The organism is Micromonospora sp. CPCC 205558 (assembly GCF_036902955.1).
Taxonomy (GTDB): Bacteria; Actinomycetota; Actinomycetes; order Mycobacteriales; family Micromonosporaceae; genus Micromonospora.
The window spans coordinates 106855-122732 of the sequence record NZ_JBAKHR010000008.1; the positions used below are offsets into that span (position 1 = coordinate 106855).

18 protein-coding genes are annotated in these 15878 nt (G+C 71.4%); 10 read left to right on the plus strand and 8 right to left on the minus strand.

Going from position 1 to position 15878, the window contains the following annotated elements; all coding sequences use genetic code 11:
• The first annotated feature begins 100 nt into the window (after positions 1-100).
• Positions 101-2107: a protein meaA gene (locus tag V6U86_RS11590; RefSeq protein ID WP_334501859.1), complete on the plus strand. Its 2007-nt coding sequence runs from the start codon at positions 101-103 to the stop codon at positions 2105-2107.
• 38 nt (positions 2108-2145) lie between these two features.
• Here V6U86_RS11590 and V6U86_RS11595 read toward each other — a convergent pair whose 3' ends face one another.
• Together V6U86_RS11595 and V6U86_RS11600 are read right to left on the minus strand one after the other, a co-directional pair.
• Entirely contained in the window at positions 2146-2442 is a 297-nt protein-coding gene (locus tag V6U86_RS11595) for a DUF1540 domain-containing protein (RefSeq protein WP_334501861.1), read from the minus strand.
• Between the two features lie 129 nt (positions 2443-2571).
• A complete protein-coding gene (locus V6U86_RS11600) occupies positions 2572-3189 on the minus strand; it encodes a DUF4126 domain-containing protein (RefSeq protein ID WP_334501863.1) in 618 nt (205 codons plus the stop codon).
• 71 nt (positions 3190-3260) lie between these two features.
• On the opposite strand from V6U86_RS11600, the gene nucS reads away from it, so the two are divergent.
• Positions 3261-3920, plus strand: a complete 660-nt coding sequence (gene nucS, locus V6U86_RS11605) for an endonuclease NucS (protein WP_030333204.1) — start codon at positions 3261-3263, stop codon at positions 3918-3920.
• A gap of 8 nt (positions 3921-3928) precedes the next feature.
• Here the strand turns inward: nucS and V6U86_RS11610 are convergent, their stop codons facing one another.
• Positions 3929-4588 carry a class I SAM-dependent methyltransferase gene (locus V6U86_RS11610; protein ID WP_334501865.1) on the minus strand — a complete coding sequence of 220 codons (660 nt, stop codon included), beginning with the start codon at positions 4586-4588 and terminating at the stop codon, positions 3929-3931.
• 80 nt (positions 4589-4668) lie between these two features.
• Positions 4669-6165, minus strand: a complete 1497-nt coding sequence (locus V6U86_RS11615; protein WP_334501868.1) for an aldehyde dehydrogenase family protein — start codon at positions 6163-6165, stop codon at positions 4669-4671.
• A gap of 308 nt (positions 6166-6473) precedes the next feature.
• Here V6U86_RS11615 and V6U86_RS11620 point away from each other — a divergent pair, with 308 nt between their 5' ends.
• The 7 genes from V6U86_RS11620 (at position 6474) to V6U86_RS11650 (ending at position 12823) form a co-directional block, all read left to right on the plus strand.
• Positions 6474-6839, plus strand: coding sequence for an FHA domain-containing protein (locus V6U86_RS11620; RefSeq protein WP_334502263.1), 366 nt, complete (start codon positions 6474-6476; stop codon positions 6837-6839).
• A gap of 80 nt (positions 6840-6919) precedes the next feature.
• Positions 6920-7990: an alpha/beta fold hydrolase gene (locus V6U86_RS11625; protein ID WP_442934925.1), complete on the plus strand. Its 1071-nt coding sequence runs from the start codon at positions 6920-6922 to the stop codon at positions 7988-7990.
• A gap of 153 nt (positions 7991-8143) precedes the next feature.
• Positions 8144-9934 (plus strand): 3-hydroxyacyl-CoA dehydrogenase family protein, encoded by a 1791-nt coding sequence (locus V6U86_RS11630; RefSeq protein WP_334501872.1) that lies wholly within the window; start codon positions 8144-8146, stop codon positions 9932-9934.
• A 41-nt stretch (positions 9935-9975) separates the two neighbouring features.
• A complete protein-coding gene (locus V6U86_RS11635; protein ID WP_334501874.1) occupies positions 9976-10470 on the plus strand; it encodes a SigE family RNA polymerase sigma factor in 495 nt (164 codons plus the stop codon).
• Entirely contained in the window at positions 10467-11513 is a 1047-nt protein-coding gene (locus tag V6U86_RS11640) for a hypothetical protein (protein WP_334501876.1), read from the plus strand. The genes V6U86_RS11635 and V6U86_RS11640 overlap by 4 nt, the downstream gene beginning before the upstream one ends.
• Positions 11514-11556: 43 nt before the next feature.
• Positions 11557-11880 carry a hypothetical protein gene (locus V6U86_RS11645; RefSeq protein ID WP_334501878.1) on the plus strand — a complete coding sequence of 108 codons (324 nt, stop codon included), beginning with the start codon at positions 11557-11559 and terminating at the stop codon, positions 11878-11880.
• Positions 11881-12013: 133 nt separating this feature from the next.
• A complete protein-coding gene (locus V6U86_RS11650) occupies positions 12014-12823 on the plus strand; it encodes an alpha/beta hydrolase (RefSeq protein WP_334501880.1) in 810 nt (269 codons plus the stop codon).
• A 176-nt stretch (positions 12824-12999) separates the two neighbouring features.
• On the opposite strand, the gene V6U86_RS11655 is transcribed toward V6U86_RS11650, so the two are convergent.
• The 4 genes from V6U86_RS11655 to V6U86_RS11670 form a co-directional block, all read right to left on the minus strand.
• Positions 13000-14100, minus strand: coding sequence for an AI-2E family transporter (locus V6U86_RS11655; RefSeq protein WP_334501882.1), 1101 nt, complete (start codon positions 14098-14100; stop codon positions 13000-13002).
• Complete coding sequence (locus tag V6U86_RS11660) at positions 14066-14269, minus strand: hypothetical protein (protein WP_334501884.1); 204 nt, start codon at positions 14267-14269, stop codon at positions 14066-14068. Before V6U86_RS11660 ends, V6U86_RS11655 begins: the two co-directional genes overlap by 35 nt.
• A gap of 64 nt (positions 14270-14333) precedes the next feature.
• Positions 14334-14519, minus strand: coding sequence for a DUF397 domain-containing protein (locus V6U86_RS11665; protein ID WP_334501885.1), 186 nt, complete (start codon positions 14517-14519; stop codon positions 14334-14336).
• A complete protein-coding gene (locus V6U86_RS11670; RefSeq protein WP_334501887.1) occupies positions 14510-14656 on the minus strand; it encodes a hypothetical protein in 147 nt (48 codons plus the stop codon). The genes V6U86_RS11665 and V6U86_RS11670 overlap by 10 nt, the downstream gene beginning before the upstream one ends.
• Before the next feature lie 190 nt (positions 14657-14846).
• Between V6U86_RS11670 and V6U86_RS11675 the strand changes: the two genes are divergently transcribed.
• Positions 14847-15821, plus strand: coding sequence for an endonuclease domain-containing protein (locus tag V6U86_RS11675; protein ID WP_334501889.1), 975 nt, complete (start codon positions 14847-14849; stop codon positions 15819-15821).
• Positions 15822-15878 lie beyond the last annotated feature (57 nt).

Here is a 15878-nt window from a genome sequence, read left to right on the forward strand (position 1 = left end):
CTCCGCGCCATTGCACCCGCTTTGCACCCGGACGTTCCCGACATGGACCTGTGTGGTTTTCCACAACCCCTTTTACTGAACGGTAACTTAGACTCCGGCCATGGATGAGATGGCATTCCCGGGGCGGCTGCCCGAGCGGGACCGCCCGTGGGTGATGCGCACCTACGCCGGCCACTCGTCGGCCGCGGCGACCAACGCCCTCTTCCGCCGCAACCTGGCGAAGGGGCAGACCGGGCTCTCGGTGGCCTTCGACCTGCCCACCCAGACCGGGTACGACCCGGACCACGAACTCGCCGCCGGCGAGGTCGGCCGGGTCGGCGTGCCGGTGGCCCACCTCGGCGACATGCGGGCGCTCTTCGACGGCATCCCGCTCGCCGAGATGAACACCTCGATGACCATCAACGCCCCGGCGATGTGGCTGCTCTCCCTCTACGGGACCGTGGCGATGGAGCAGGGGTCGACCGCCGACATGCTCTCCGGCACCACCCAGAACGACATCATCAAGGAGTACCTGTCCCGGGGGACGTACATCTTCCCACCGGCGGCCTCGCTGCGGCTGACCGCGGACGTCATCGCACACACGCTGAAGACGATGCCGAAGTGGAACCCGGTCAACATCTGCTCGTACCACCTGCAGGAGGCCGGCGCCACGCCCGTGCAGGAGGTCGGCTTCGCGCTGGCCACCGCCGTCGCCGTGCTCGACGCGGTCCGCGACTCCGGCCAGGTGCCCGCCGAGCGGATGGGCGACGTGGTCCAGCGCATCTCGTTCTTCGTCAATGCCGGGGTGCGCTTCGTCGAGGAGATCGCCAAGATGCGCGCGTTCGGCGTGCTCTGGGACGAGGTCACCCGGGACCGGTACGGGGTCACCGACGCCAGACAACGACGGTTCCGCTACGGCGTGCAGGTCAACTCGCTCGGCCTTACCGAGGCGCAGCCGGAGAACAACATCCAGCGCATCGTGCTGGAGATGCTCGGCGTGACGATGTCCCGCGACGCCCGGGCCCGCGCCGTGCAACTGCCCGCCTGGAACGAGGCGCTCGGCCTGCCCCGCCCGTGGGACCAGCAGTGGTCGCTGCGGATGCAGCAGGTCCTGGCGTACGAGTCGGATCTGCTCGAATATCCCGACCTCTTCGCCGGCTCGCACGTGATGACCGCGCTCGTCGACGAGGTCGTCACCGGGGCGCGGGTCGAGCTGGACAAGGTGCTGGAGCTGGGTGGCGTCGTCGCCGCCGTGGAGACCGGCTACCTCAAGAGCGCTCTGGTCGTGTCACTGGCCGAACGCCGTCGGCGGATGGAGTCCGGTGCCGACGTGGTGGTCGGGGTCAACCGGTACACCGAGACCGAAAATTCCCCGCTGACCGCAGCCGGTGCGGGAGCCGTGGAGCAGGTCGATCCCGCGGTCGAGGCGGCCGCCGCGGACGGCGTACGCCGGTGGCGGGCCGACCGGGACGCGACCGTGGTCGACGCGGCGCTGGCCCGGCTCCGCGCGGACGCCGCGACCACCACCAACCTGATGCCGGCGACCCTGGAGTGCGTGCGGGCCGGGGTGACCACCGGCGAGTGGGCCGGCGCGCTGCGCCAGGTCTTCGGCGAGTACCGGGCACCGACCGGCCTGGCCGGCGCGACCGGCGGCGGCGCCGAGCCGGGCCTCGCGGCGGTCCGCGAGCGGGTCACCGCCACCGCGGGGGAGCTGGGCAGCGGCCGACTGCGGCTGCTGGTCGGCAAACCCGGGCTGGACGGGCACTCCAACGGCGCGGAGCAGATCGCGGTACGCGCCCGCGACGCCGGCTTCGAGGTCGTCTACCAGGGCATCCGGTTGACCGCGGGGCAGATCGTGGCAGCGGCCGTGGAGGAGGACGTCGACCTGGTCGGGCTCTCCGTGCTCTCCGGCTCGCACCTGGCCGCCGTGCCCGCGGTGCTCGACGGGCTGCGCGCCGCCGGCCGGGCGGACCTGCCGGTGGTGGTGGGCGGCATCATCCCGGCCGGTGACGCGGACATCCTCCGGGCGGCCGGGGTCGCCCGGGTCTTCACCCCGAAGGACTTCGCCCTCACCGGCATCATCGACGACCTGGTGACGGTCATCCGTCGCGCCAACGACCTGCCCTGATCAGGCGTCACCCCAGCAGGCGGTCGCCTCGGCGTGGGTCAGCGGCCGGCGTAGGTCATGCAGTCGGCCATGTCGTTGTCCGGGCCGACCCGGATGGACGTCGCGTGGCACTCCAGCTGCTCGTTGTGCCGGCAGTCGGAGCGTTGGCAGGCGCCCACCTGCGCGATCAGGCTCTCCACGCCGCCCCGGACCGGCGACTCGACGAAGGTGTGGCAGTGTGCGTGATCCATGCTGCCGATGGTGATCGCGAAGGCGTGGCAGTCACCCGACTGGTTGTACGCGCACGCGGCGACCACACATTCCTGGACTCGGGGCATCTCCAACGCTGCGGTCATGCCGACCTCCTCTAGGCTCTTGCCCCGATCCTAGGCTTTTGTCGGCCGGCGGAACCTCGATACGGCGACCTGCGGGCGGACGCACGGCGCTGATCGACTCGCGCCCGGGGAACCCGAGCCGATCACGCCTCAGACGCGGAAGCCGGCGGCGCGGGCGGCCTCTCGTTCGCGGCGCCGGTCGGAACGACGGCGGACGAACCAGAAGGTGAAGAAGACCAGGCCGACCAGGAAGACGAGCACCAACACCGGCAGGATGATCGCCACCAGGGAGACCACCACGCTGGTGGCGTCCTCGGCGGTGCTGGCGACCGGGGCACCGAACCCGGCGGTGGTCGCGTTGATCACCGGGCGGGCCGCGGACTTGAGCAGGTGTATGCCCAACGCCAGCAGGACGCCGGTGACGACCGGCACCCACTGGTGGGACGAGAAGAAGCTCCCCGGGTCGCTGACCGTCACCGTCTCCGACGAGGAGCCGGCGCCGAAGGCCAGGCCACCGGCGGTGGGCCGGACCACGGTCTGCACCACGTCGTTGATGTGGTCGACCACCGGCACCTTGTCCGCCACCATCTCCACGGCGAGCAGCGCGACCATGATGGCGATGACCCAGCCGTTGCCGAGCCAGGCCCAGCCGCTCGGCAGGTCGATCAGGTCGGTGTAACGGCCGAGGAGGCCGAGGATGAGCAGGGGTATGTAGGCGTTCAGCCCCGCCGAGGCGGCGAGACCGGTGCCGGTGAGGACTTCGAACACGATCTCAGCATCGCATCGACGCGCCAGTGCCGCTCGCCGGCGACCGGTGGGTGCTCGGCTACCCTCGTCGGGTGCGGTTGGTCATTGCGAAGTGCTCGGTGGATTACGTCGGACGGCTCTCGGCTCACCTGCCGCTGGCCACTCGGTTGCTGATGGTGAAGGCGGACGGGTCGGTGTCCATCCACGCCGACGACCGGGCGTACAAGCCGTTGAACTGGATGAGCCCGCCGTGTCGGCTGGAGGAGGCCCCCGGGGTGTGGCGGGTCGTCAACAAGGCTGGCGAGGAACTGCGGATCACCCTGGAGGAGATCTTCCAGGACACCTCGTACGAGTTGGGTGTGGATCCGGGTCTGCGCAAGGACGGGGTGGAGGCGCACCTGCAGGAGTTGCTGGCCGCCAACCCGAGTGCCCTCGGTGAGGGGTTCACGCTGGTCCGCCGCGAGTACATGACGGCGATCGGCCCGGTCGACCTGCTGTGCCGGGATGCCAACTCCGGCTCGGTCGCCGTCGAGGTCAAGCGGCGTGGCGACATCGACGGTGTGGAGCAGTTGACCCGCTATCTCGAGTTGATGAACCGTGACCCGCTGCTCAGCCCGGTCGTCGGCGTCTTCGCCGCGCAGGAGATCAAGCCGCAGGCCCGGGTGCTCGCCACCGACCGGGGCATCCGGTGTGTGGTCGTGGACTACGACAAGCTGCGCGGCATCGTGAAGGACGAGCTGACCCTCTTCTGACCGGCTGCTCAGCTCCCGGGACGCACCGCGATCAGCGACTTCGGCAGGCCGAACACCCGCTCCACCAGGATGGTCGAGTCGGGGAAGTAGTGGCGCATCTGCGAGCGGTCCAACAGCTCGGTCCAGAGCACCTGGTGGATGGCGGCGTCGTGGCTGCGGGTCGGCTTGTGCCCCAACGGCCAGCGGCGGGCGAACGCGGTGCGCAGTCGTACCGGCAGGAACTGCATGCCCGGTGCGATCCAGTGTGGCTCGATGGGGAAGTAGCGGTAGGGCGTCTGCACCCAGTGCCGGTCGGCCAGTGAACGGGCGGCGGCGGAAAACCGGATCCGGCGCTCGTGCCCGCCCACATGCTCCAGCACGGAGTTCGAGAAGACCAGGTCGTAGTTGCCCTTGGCGAGGTGCGGGGGCAGGTCGCAGGCGTCGGCCTGCTCGACGTGGGCCCATTCCGGGACGACGGCGGGCGGCTGCTCCAGGTTGACGACCGTCACCCGGGCCGGTCGGACGGTGGCGCGGTGCCAGGTGCCGAGCCGGCCACCGAGATCGACCACGTGCATGTCGCCGATGTCGGGGAACGTGCGCGCCAACCAGTCCGAGCGGTGCTGACGCCGTCGGGCGCTCCACGACCGGTCACTGTCGACAAGGCGGTAGCGCAATCGATTGGGGCCCATTTAACGCAATGTACCGCCGCGACCACGGTAGACAAACATGTGGATGCGCCGATCTTTGTTGAAGATCGGTTATCCGACAGCTACCTCCCGTACATGACCTTGATGGCCTTGACGAGTCGGGCCACGTCGGTGGGGGTGCGTTCGAAGGTCATCGACGGCAGCAGCGACCGGGCGCGACGTCGGGTGATCGCCTTGGCCCGACCGAACTCGCGCAGGCCGTCCTCGCCGTGGATCCGCCCGAAGCCGGAGTCGCCGACCCCGCCGAACGGCAGGGTGGACATGCCGGCGAAGGTCAGCGTGGAATTGATCGAGGCCATCCCGGAACGCAGCCGTCGGGCGATGGCCACCGCGCGCCGCCGGCCGAAGACCGAACCCCCGAGGCCGTACGACAGGGCGTTGGCGCGGGTGACGGCCTCGTCGGCGTCGCGGACCCGGCTGATGGTCAGCGTCGGGCCGAAGGTTTCCTCGCGGACGGCTGCCGACTCCTCCGGGACGTCCACCAGCACGGTGGGGTGAACGTACGGCGGCTGCACTGCGCTCGGGCCGCCGAGCACGGCCCGCCCGCCGGAGGTGATCGCGGCGTCGATGTGCCGGCGGATCACGTCGATCTGCTGGGGCATGGTGATCGGGCCGATGTCGGTGCCCTCGGGCCCGACCGTGAGCTGACCGGCGCGGGCCACGACCTTGTCGACGAAGGCGTCGAAGACGGCGTCGACCGCGTACACCCGCTCGATGCCGATGCAGGTCTGCCCCGCGTTGGTCATGCCGCCCCAGACGCACGCCTCGGCGGCCGCGTCCAGGTCGGCGTCGCTGTCGACGATCATGGCGTCCTTGCCGCCGCCCTCGATGAGCACCGGGGTCAGCGTCTCGGCGCACGCGGCCATCACCTTGCGGGCGGTGGCGGTGGAGCCGGTGAAGGCCAGCTTGTCGACCCCGGAGCGGCACAGCGCCGCGCCCACGTCGCCCAGCCCGTGCACGGCGGTGAACACCGGTTGCTCGGGCACCACCTCGGCGAAGCTGTCCACCAGCCACTGGCCGACGGCCGGCGTGTATTCACTCGGCTTGAGCACCACGCCGTTGCCGGCGGCGAGGGCGTACGCGGCGGAGCCGATGGGCGTGAAGACCGGATAGTTCCACGGCCCGATCACGCCGACCACCCCGTACGGCTGGTATTCGAGGTGCCCGGAGAACTCGGCGAGGATGAGCCGGGATCGTACCCGGCGTGCACCGAGCACGCGGCCGGCGTTGCGGGCAGCCCAGTCGATGTGCTCGATCGCCGTGACGATCTCGACGATGGCGTCGGCGACCGGCTTCCCGCCCTCGACGTGCACCAACTCGGCCAACTGCTCGATGCGCTTGGCGAGCAGGGCACGCCACCGCAGCATCCGCTCGCGGCGGCCGGTGAAGCCCAGGCCGGCCCACCACTCGCTGGCGGCGCGGGCGCGGGCGACGGCCTGCCGTACGTCGGCGTCGGTGGCGACCGGCACGCGACCGGCCTCAACGCCGGTCGCCGGGCTGGTGGAGACCAACTGGCCCGCCTCGATGACCGGAACGCCCGGGATATGCACTGCCGTCATGGCGGAAGTCTAGACCCGAGGATTACTCACCGGTAGGGTCGCCGATTCGGGGCGCGGGGACCGGCGTCGCACCACCCCGAACGATCGTTGATCAGTGCAGGTCAGGGCGTTGGTGATGAGTGCCGCCCGCCCGAATCGTCGAACGGCAGGTGGCCGGGAGGTGACGAGAGGTTGACCGGCTGGTCGGTATTGATGACTACCGTCTGATGGCAAGCTGACGCGCGGAGTGACGGTGTGGGGTGGAGGGCTGACTGTCCATGGAGGAACATCCGGAACTGATGCCGCTGTTGACGGTCGCGGGTGGACCGATGCGCGGCGCGAGTTTTCGCATGCGAGCCGAAGTGCAGGTGATCGGCCGAGCGCCGACCGGCCAGGTGGTCATCAACGACCCGCACCTGAGCCGTCGCCACGCCGAGGTGTGGCTGGCGCCGGAGGGCCCGTCCCTGCGGGACCTGGGCTCGACCAACGGCACCTGGCTCAACGACCGGCGGATCACCGAGGTGGAACGACTCTCCGACGGTGACGTGATCCGGCTGGGTCGTACCGAACTGCGCCTGTTCGACCCCGGGGTGGCGCTCACCGACCCGGTGGGGCTCAGCTTCGGCCCGTCTCGGCGCGACGTCCGACCGACGCTGCCGCTGCCGCTTGCCGCGCCGCCGGGGAGGCGCCGCTGACCGCCTGGCGGTCAGCCACACCGGGCAGCTTCGTTGGGTGGCGGTCCGACACCTGGACCGGCGGGAACCCGGGTGGCAGCATGCCGCGGATGGAAACCGAGCAGCGGACCGTGACGGCAAACGGCATCACCCAGGCGGTACGGGTGGCCGGCCCGCCGGACGGCACGCCGGTGCTGCTGATCCACGGCAACTGCTCGTCCGCGCTGTTCTGGGAGCCGCTGGTCCGCCGGCTGCCAGCGACGCTGCGGGTGGTCGCCCCCGACCTGCGCGGGTACGGCGACTCCGCCACCGCCCCGGTGGACGCCACCCGGGGCCTGCGCGACTTCGCCGACGACGTGGCCGCCCTGCTGGACGACCCGACGCTCTTCGACGCCGACGCGCGCCCGGTGGTGGTCGGGCACTCCCTCGGCGGCGGGGTCGCGATGCGCCTGCTGGTCGACCATCCGCACCGGGTGGGGGCGTTGCTGCTCGCCGCGCCGGTCTCCCCGTACGGCTTCGGTGGCACCCGTGACCTGACCGGCACGCCGACCAGCCCCGACTTCGCCGGCACCGGCGCCGGCACGGCGAACCCGGACTTCGTCGCCCGACTCGCGGCCGGCGACCGCAGCGCGGACGCCCCGGCCAGCCCACGCGCCGTGCTGCGAGCCACCTATGTGGCCGATCCCGCCGCGCTCGGCGAGGACGAGGACCTGCTGCTGGGCACGGTGCTGTCCACCGCGACCGGTGACGACAACTACCCGGGCACGGCGGTGCCGTCGCCGAACTGGCCGGGCACTGCGCCGGGGGAGCGCGGGGTGCTCAACGCGCTCGCGCCGACCTGGTTCCGGCTCGCCGACGAGCTGGTGGCCGTCGCCGAGAAACCGCCGGTCACCTGGGTACGCGGGGACGCCGACGTCATCGTCTCGGACACCTCGCTGTTCGACCTGGCGTACCTGGGCTCACTGGATCTCGTACCCGGCTGGCCCGGTGCGGACGCCTGCCCACCGCAGCCGATGGTCGGTCAGACCCGGGCGGTGCTCGACCGGTACGCGGCGGCCGGCGGCGCGTACCACGAGGTGGTGCTGCCCGGCTGCGGGCACAGCCCGCACCTGGAGCGCCCGGCGGAGTTCGTCGCCGAGTTGTTGGCCCTGGCCAGCGGGTCGACCGCCTGAACGGCGGTCCAGCTGTCGGCCACCTGGCGGCGCCGCTGCGTGGTGGGTGAAATATGCCACGGCGTCTCGACAACTCACCGTCGCGTGGCAGACTCGCGCGCATAACCTTAGCGGCCGTTCAGTGGTCGTGCGGAGTCTCTGGGGAGGCCGGTCGTGGCGCGCGAGTTCAGCACCGTTGGCGTGGTGGGGCTGGGCACCATGGGTGCCGGCATCGTCGAGGTCTTCGCCCGCAACGGCATCGACGTGGTGGCCGTGGAGATCTCCGCGCCAGCGCTGGAGCGCGGCCGGGCCACCCTGAAGGGCTCCACCGACCGGGCGGTCGCCAAGGGCAAACTCGCCGAGGCGGACCGCGACGCCCTGCACGAGCGGGTGCACTTCGCGGTCGGGCTGGACGCGCTGCACTCCGTCGACCTGGTCATCGAGGCGGTGCCCGAGCACCTCGACCTCAAGCAGCGGATCTTCGCGGAGTTGGACCGGGTCTGCCGACCCGAGACGATCCTCGCCACCAACACCTCGTCGCTGAGCGTCACCGAGATCTCGGTGGCCACCAGCCGACCCAACCAGGTGATCGGCATCCACTTCTTCAACCCGGCCCCGGTGATGAAGCTGGTCGAGGTGGTCCGCACGGTCGTCACCGCACCCGAGGTGGTCGCCGACGTGGAGGCGCTCTGCGCGCGGCTCGGCAAGGTCGACGTCACCATCAACGACCGGGCCGGCTTCATCGCCAACGCGCTGCTCTTCGGCTACCTCAACCACGCCGTCGGCATGTTCGAGTCGCACTACGCGACCCGGGAGGACATCGACGCCGCGATGAAGCTCGGCTGCGGCCTGCCGATGGGCCCGCTGGCGCTGATGGACCTGATCGGCCTGGACACCGCGTACGAGATCCTGGACACCATGTACCGGCGCGGCGGACGGGACCGCCGGCACGCCCCGGTGCCGCTGCTCAAGCAGATGGTGACGGCGGGGCTGCTCGGCCGGAAGTCCGGACGGGGCTTCTACACCTACGAGCGACCCGGCTCCCCGAAGGTCGTACCGGACGAGGCGACGCCGCTGGCCACGGACGGCGCGGTCGCCGACGGCGCGCGGGCCATCGCGAAGGTGGGCGTCGTGGGTTCCGGGACGATGGCCACCGGGATCATCGAGGTGTTCGCAAAGGCCGGCTACGAGGTCGTCTCGGTGACCCGCGGCGCGGAGAAGTCCGCGAAGGTCTGCGAGGCGGTGAAGACCTCGCTGAACAAGGGCGTGGTGCGCGGCAAGCTCGCCGAGGCCGACCGGGACGCCGCCCTCGGCCGGATCAGCTGGTCCGCCACGCTCGACCACCTCGCCGACGTCGACCTGGTGGTCGAGGCGGTGGTCGAGGAGTTGAGCGTCAAGAAGGCCCTCTTCGCCAGCCTCGACGAGATCTGCAAGCCGGGCGTCGTTCTGGCCACCACCACCTCGTCGCTGCCGGTGATCGACGTGGCGATGGCCACCCAGCGACCGGCCGACGTGGTCGGGCTTCACTTCTTCAACCCGGCGCCGGTCATGCCGTTGGTCGAGGTCGTCCGCACCATCCGCACCTCCCCGGAGGCCACCGCCACCGCCCGCGCCGTCTGCGCCGCCCTCGGCAAGACCGGTGTGGTCTGCGGCGACCGGTCCGGGTTCATCGTCAACGCGCTGCTCTTCCCGTACCTGAACGACGCGGTGAAGATGCTGGAGGCCAGCTACTCCACGGCCGACGACATCGACCACGCCATGAAGCTGGGCTGCGGCTACCCGATGGGCCCGTTCGAGCTGCTCGACGTGGTCGGGCTGGACGTCTCCCTGGCCATCCAACGCGAGCTGTACCTGGAGCTGCGCGAGCCGGGCTTCGCGCCCGCGCCACTGCTGGAGCACCTGGTCACCGCCGGCTACCTGGGCCGCAAGACCCGCCGCGGCTTCCGCGACCACTCGCACCGCTAACGGTTGTCAACGCCCGTGGGCGCTGACCGCGTCTGCAGAGTGTGACCTTCGAGGAGTACGTCAGCAGTCGCGGGCCGGCGCTCGTCCGACTCGCCCGGCTGCTGACCGGTGACGAGCACCGGGCCGAGGACCTCACCCAGGACGTGCTGTCCCGGGCGTACGTGCAGTGGCGCAGGATCGCCCGCGCCGACCGGCCCGACGTGTACGTGCGCCGGATGCTCGTCAACGCCAACATTTCCTGGTGGCGTCGCCGGTCCAGCCGCGAACTGGTCGTCGACACCTTCGCCGAGCGGGCACACCGGAGCGACCTGGGCGGCGAAGCGGCCGACCGGGACGAGATGTGGCGGCTGATCCTCGGCCTGCCCGACCGTCAGCGGGCGGTCCTGGTGCTGCGCTACTACGAGGACCTCGACGACGCGACGATCGCCCAGATCCTGAACTGCTCGCCGGTCACCGTCCGCACCCACGCGATGCGGGCGCTCGCCAACCTCCGGGAGCGCTGCGGTGCCCCGGCCACCAACGGGAGCCGACCGTGACAGACCTCGACGAGCGGATCATCTTGACCCTGCGGGAGCGCGCCGAGGGTCAGGTCGACATCGGCCAACTGACCAGCGGGGCGGTTGCCCGGGGCCGGGCCCGGCGGGCCCGCCGGCGGGTCGCTGTGGGCGGGACGGCGCTCGGCGTGGCGACGGTCCTCGGCCTCGGGGTGGCGGGCGGTGGGCTGCCCGTGGACGTGCCCTGGACGGGGGCGAAACCGGCAACCCAGGCGGCCACGCCGGCGACGGCGCCGGGGGTACCGGGCGCACTCGCCCGACCTGATCTGGTCGGAAAGGACCCTGGTCTGCTGCACTTCGGCGTCGACCCGGCCCGCGCCCGTTACCTGAGCTGGCGATCGGCCGACGGCCTGGAGAGCGCCCAGCTTGATCTCGGTGGCGCCGCGCCGGTCAGTTTCTCCCTCGCTCGCAGCGACGGCGTGGCCGAGGAGCTTTACCTGGAGGGCGACAGGTACGTCCCGGCAGTGACGGTGCCGCCCTACGACGGTCAGTTGGTTCGGTTCGACCTGGACGTGGACGGCAGTGATCCGGTCTGGGTGCTGCGGTGGCAGCCGCTGCCCGGCCTCTTCGCCCGCCTGCGTACGGAGGCGCCCACCGACGCGGCGCTGCAGGCGGCCAGGAGCGCCCTCCGACTCGATGAGGCGCACCGGTGCACCGCCCCGATGCGGCTCACCGCGATGCCCGCCGGGGCGTGGAATGCCGGATGCGAGGTCACCGTGACCAACTTCCCGGCCGCGTTGGACGTCTCGCTGATCGTCGACGGGCGGGGGGCTCGCTCGATGGAGGTGCGGCTCCAGTACCCGCTCAGCAGCGTCGGTGACCGTCCGGAACCCAACGCGACGGCGGGCGGGCGGGCGGCCTACGTCCACCCGCAGGGCGAGAAGATGGAGCTACTCGACATACCGAAGGCCCACGTCACCGCGGGCTGGGGCCTGCCACACAGGGGTTTCACCGAGGAGGACGCGGCAACGGTGCTGGGTGGGGTGCAGATCGCCGAGCACCTGGACCGGCCCTCGACCTGGTGACCGCCCCGGGCGGTCGCACCAGCCGGACGTACGCTTGGTGACTGTGAGCCCCCGTCGCAATCGCCCTCGCCGGGACGAGAACGCCAACCTGGACGCCGACCGGGTCCGGCAGGGCGTCGCCTCGGTGCAGCAATGGACCGACGGCGCGTGGCAGGTGCGCGGCATCGGCGCGGGCGCGTCGGTCAAGACGTACCGCTGCCCGGGTTGTAACCAGGAGATCCGGCCCGGAGTGGCGCACCTGGTGGCCTGGCCGGCGGACGGCCTGGGCGACCTGACCGACCGGCGGCACTGGCACAGCGGCTGCTGGCGGGCCCGGGACCGGCGCGGCCCAGCGGTGCAGCGCGGCCGGGGCACCCCGCGCTACTGACCGAGCGACCTTTCCGGGGCGCGCGCCCCGGCTTAGCGACCTTTCCGGGGCGCGCGCCCCGGCTTTAGCGACCTGAGTCACCCTGTTCGTGCCTGAACGGGCGGCGGCGGCGACTTCGCGACAGACTTGGGCGGTGAGCACAGCGATCCGCGCGTCGTCAATCCTGCCCGGCCGCCGGGAGGACATCGAGCTGCACACCGCCGACGGTCTGCGGCTGGTCGGTGAGCTGGCCCTGCCGGCCGACCGGCCGCCGGTGGCCACCCTGGTCTGTCTGCACCCGCTGCCCACCCACGGCGGAATGATGGACAGCCACGTGTTCCGCAAGGCGGCCTGGCGGCTGCCCGCGCTCGCCGACCTGGCGGTGCTGCGGTTCAACACCCGGGGCACCAGCAGCGTGCGCGGCACCAGCGAGGGAGCCTTCGACGGCGCGGTGGGCGAGCGGTACGACGTGGCCGCCGCCATCGAGTACGCGGAGTTCGCCGAGCTGCCCAACATCTGGCTCGTCGGCTGGTCGTTCGGCACCGACCTGGCGCTGAAGTACGGCTGCGACCCGGCGATCGCCGGGGCGATCCTGCTCTCCCCGCCGCTGCGCTTCTCCGCCCCGGAAGACCTGGGCACCTGGGCCAACTCGGGCCGGCCACTGGTGGCGCTGGTGCCGGAGTTCGACGACTACCTGCGCCCCACCGAGGCGCGGGAGCGGTTCGCCGCCGTGCCGCAGGTCGAGGTGGTCGGCGTGCCCGGTGCCAAGCACCTCTGGGTGGGCGACGCGGAGACGGTCCTCGACGAGATCGTCCGACGGGTCAACCCGGCCGTCGAGGTGCCGCTGCCGACGACCTGGGACGGCCCGATGGAGGCCGGCGACGTCAGCGCGTACGCCGACCGGACGGTCGCCGCCTTCGCCGACACCCCCGTTCCCGGCCCGGCAGCCACCAAGGCGGACTGACCCGCTCGTTCCGGCCTCGGCCACCGGCCTCGGCCACCGGCCTCGGCCACCGGCCTCGGCCACCGGCCTCGGCCACCGGCCTCGGCCACCGGCCTCGGCCACCGGCCTCGGCCACCGGCCTCGGCCACCGGCCCCGGCCACCGGTCAGGCTGGCCACCGGGCCGGTCGGCTGGCGGTCAGCGGCGTTCCTGGCGGGGCAGCACCACCTCGCGCAGGATCAGTTGCAGCGCGGCCACCGTGGGGATCGCGATCAGCGCGCCCACCACGCCCAGCAGCGCCACCCCGAGCAGCGCGGCCAGCAGGGCGGCCACCTCGTTGACCTCCACCGAGCGCCGCATCACCTTCGGGTAGATGAGGTAGTTCTCCACCTGCTGGTAGATGAGGAAGAAGACCGCGCAGGCGATGCCGGTGGGCAGGTCGGCGGCGAAACCGACCAGGCTCACGATCACCGCGCCCAGGGTGGCGCCGATCTGCGGGATCAGATCGGTCACCGCGACGACCACGGCCAGCGCGAACGGGTACGGCAGGTCGACGATCAGCGCGAAGACGAAGGTGGTCGCGCCGGCCAGCACCGCGATGCTCAGCGCGCCGACCATGTACGAGCCGACCTTGGCCAGGATCTCGTCGCCGATCAGCTGCACCCGCTCCCGCCGGGACCGGGGCACCAACGAGTAGCCCAGCGAGCGCAGCCGGTCGAAGTAGGCCAGGAAGTAGATCGTCAGCACCAGCACGGTCAGCGTCCGGAACACCGTGCCGAAGATCAGTTGGGCGCCACCCAGCACCCCACCGAGCGCCCGCCCGACCGTCTGCGCGTTGGCCGCGCTCTGCACCCGCTCCACCACGTCGTACCGCTCCACCAGGTCATTGACCGTCGGGTTGCGGCGAAGCTCGTCGAGCAGGCTCGGGATCTGGTCGATGAACTGCCCTGACTGGGTGACGATCGGCGGGACCAGCGCCACCACGCCGCCGCAGAGCAGCAACACCACAGTCAACGTCACCGCGGCCACCGCCAGGCCGTGCGGCACACCCCAGCGGCCCAGCCGGACCACCGCCGGGTTGAGACCGACCGCGAGGAAGAGCGCGATCACCACCAGCACGAGGATGCCGCCGGCATTGCGAATCCCCAGATAGAGGGTGTACGCCAGCAGCACGCCCAACGCGCCGGTGAAGCCGACCAGGAAACTGCTGCGGCGCAGTGGCCGCCCCGGCGTACCGAACTTTCCGGACGGGACCGCAGGCGGCTCATCCGGGTCGATCCCCGGGGCGGGAACCGGCACCGGCGGTGGCGTCTCCGCCGCCGTTGGTGTTTCCGCCGGCGTTGGCGTCTCCGCCGGCGTTGGCGTTTCCGCCGGTGGTGGCGTTTCCGCCGCCGTTGGTGTTTCTGTTGGCGTTGGTGTTTCCGCCGGTGGTGATGTCTGCGTCGGTTGTGGTGTCTTCGCCGGCCACCGGTCGGCGGTCACGTCCGGCTCATCACCGGATGGGTCGTGCTGTGGCACCAGGGCCTCCCGGCTCAGGCGGTCTGACGACTGGCGACGGCCCCGAACGCCCACCACGCGGCAGGCGCGAACACCAACGGGCCGCTCCGATCCGTGCTGTCCCGCACCCCCACCACGCCGGGCAGGGTGTCCGCCACCTCGACGCACTCTCCGTTGCCGCTACGGCTGGACGTGCGCCCGAGCGCGCCGGTCAGGTCCATGACGTCACAACTTCCTTCATCAGCTTGATCGACTGGTGGCGGGAAGACACACCGTTTTTGATCATTTCCCAGCGCGCCAGCAGCGTAGCCACCTCATGGTCGCCATCGACCACGAGACCGTCAACCTGGTGCTCCATGTGTCCCACCCAACCACCGTCACCGCCTCGGGCCAGATTGAACGGTCCGGAAGGGCCGACGGCCCACCCCGGATGTCGACGAGACCCGCAGATCTTGGACAGTTTCCGTCACGCCCTGACGGTCACGCCCTGACGGTAAGTGTCCAAGATCTGGTGGTGTGGCGGCTTCCCTGCGGTGAAAGCTGTTCGGATGCTGCCCGCCGATGACGCTGACGCACTCGACTGGCTCGCCTTCGAGCAGGCGGGCGTACTGACCACCGCGCAGGTCGCCGGGCTGCTCAGCGAGGGGGCGGTGCGGGGCCGGATCCGCACCGGCCGGTGGCGGTCGATCTGCCGGGGAATCCTGCTGACCGGCAACGGCCGCCTGACCCGTGACCAGCAGCTCTGGGTCGCGGTGCTGGCAGCCGGAGCGGGGGCGATGCTGGCCGGGGTGACCGCCGCCGCCGAAGCAGGGGTACGAGGGCTGCGCCGCGAGCCGTTGCACGTGCTGGTGCCGGCAGACCGCCGTGCGGCGCGGACCACCCTGCGTCGACTGCCGATCGACATGCCCGCGGTCCTGGTGCACCGTACGACGGTGCTACCCGAATCACACCGCCAACTCGCCCGCCCACCGCGCACCACGACGGCGCGGGCGCTGGTGGACGCGGCGGGCTGGGCGGCCGGCGTGGACGAGGCGCAGGCGTTGCTGGCCGCCGGTTGCCAGCAACGCCGGGTACTGCCCGAGGAGTTGCGGGCGGTGCTCGACGTGCTGCCCCGGGCGCCGCGCCGGCACCTGATCGGGCAGACCATCGGCGACATCGCGGGCGGCGCGCAGGCGCTCTCCGAGATCGACTTTCTGCGGCTGTGCCGCCGGCACCGGCTGCCCGCCCCCGACCTCCAGGAACACCGGGTCGACTCAGCGGGCCGCAGCCGGTGGCTGGACGCGTACTGGCGACAGTGGCGGGTGCAGGTGGAGATCGACGGCGCGCACCACATGGACGTCAAGCAGTGGGCGGCGGACATGCGTCGGCAGAACGACGTTTGGACCAGCGGCGACCGGATTCTGCGGTTTCCGGCCTGGCTGGTGCGCGCCCGCCCGGACGAGGTCGCCGACACCGTCCGCCGCGCCCTCATGGCAGCCGGCTGGACCCCCACCTCACCCCTGCGCCACCCCGCGCAGAAGTGAATCTTGGACACTTTCCGTCAGCGCCTGACGGAAAGTGTCCAAGATCTCGAAGCTTGG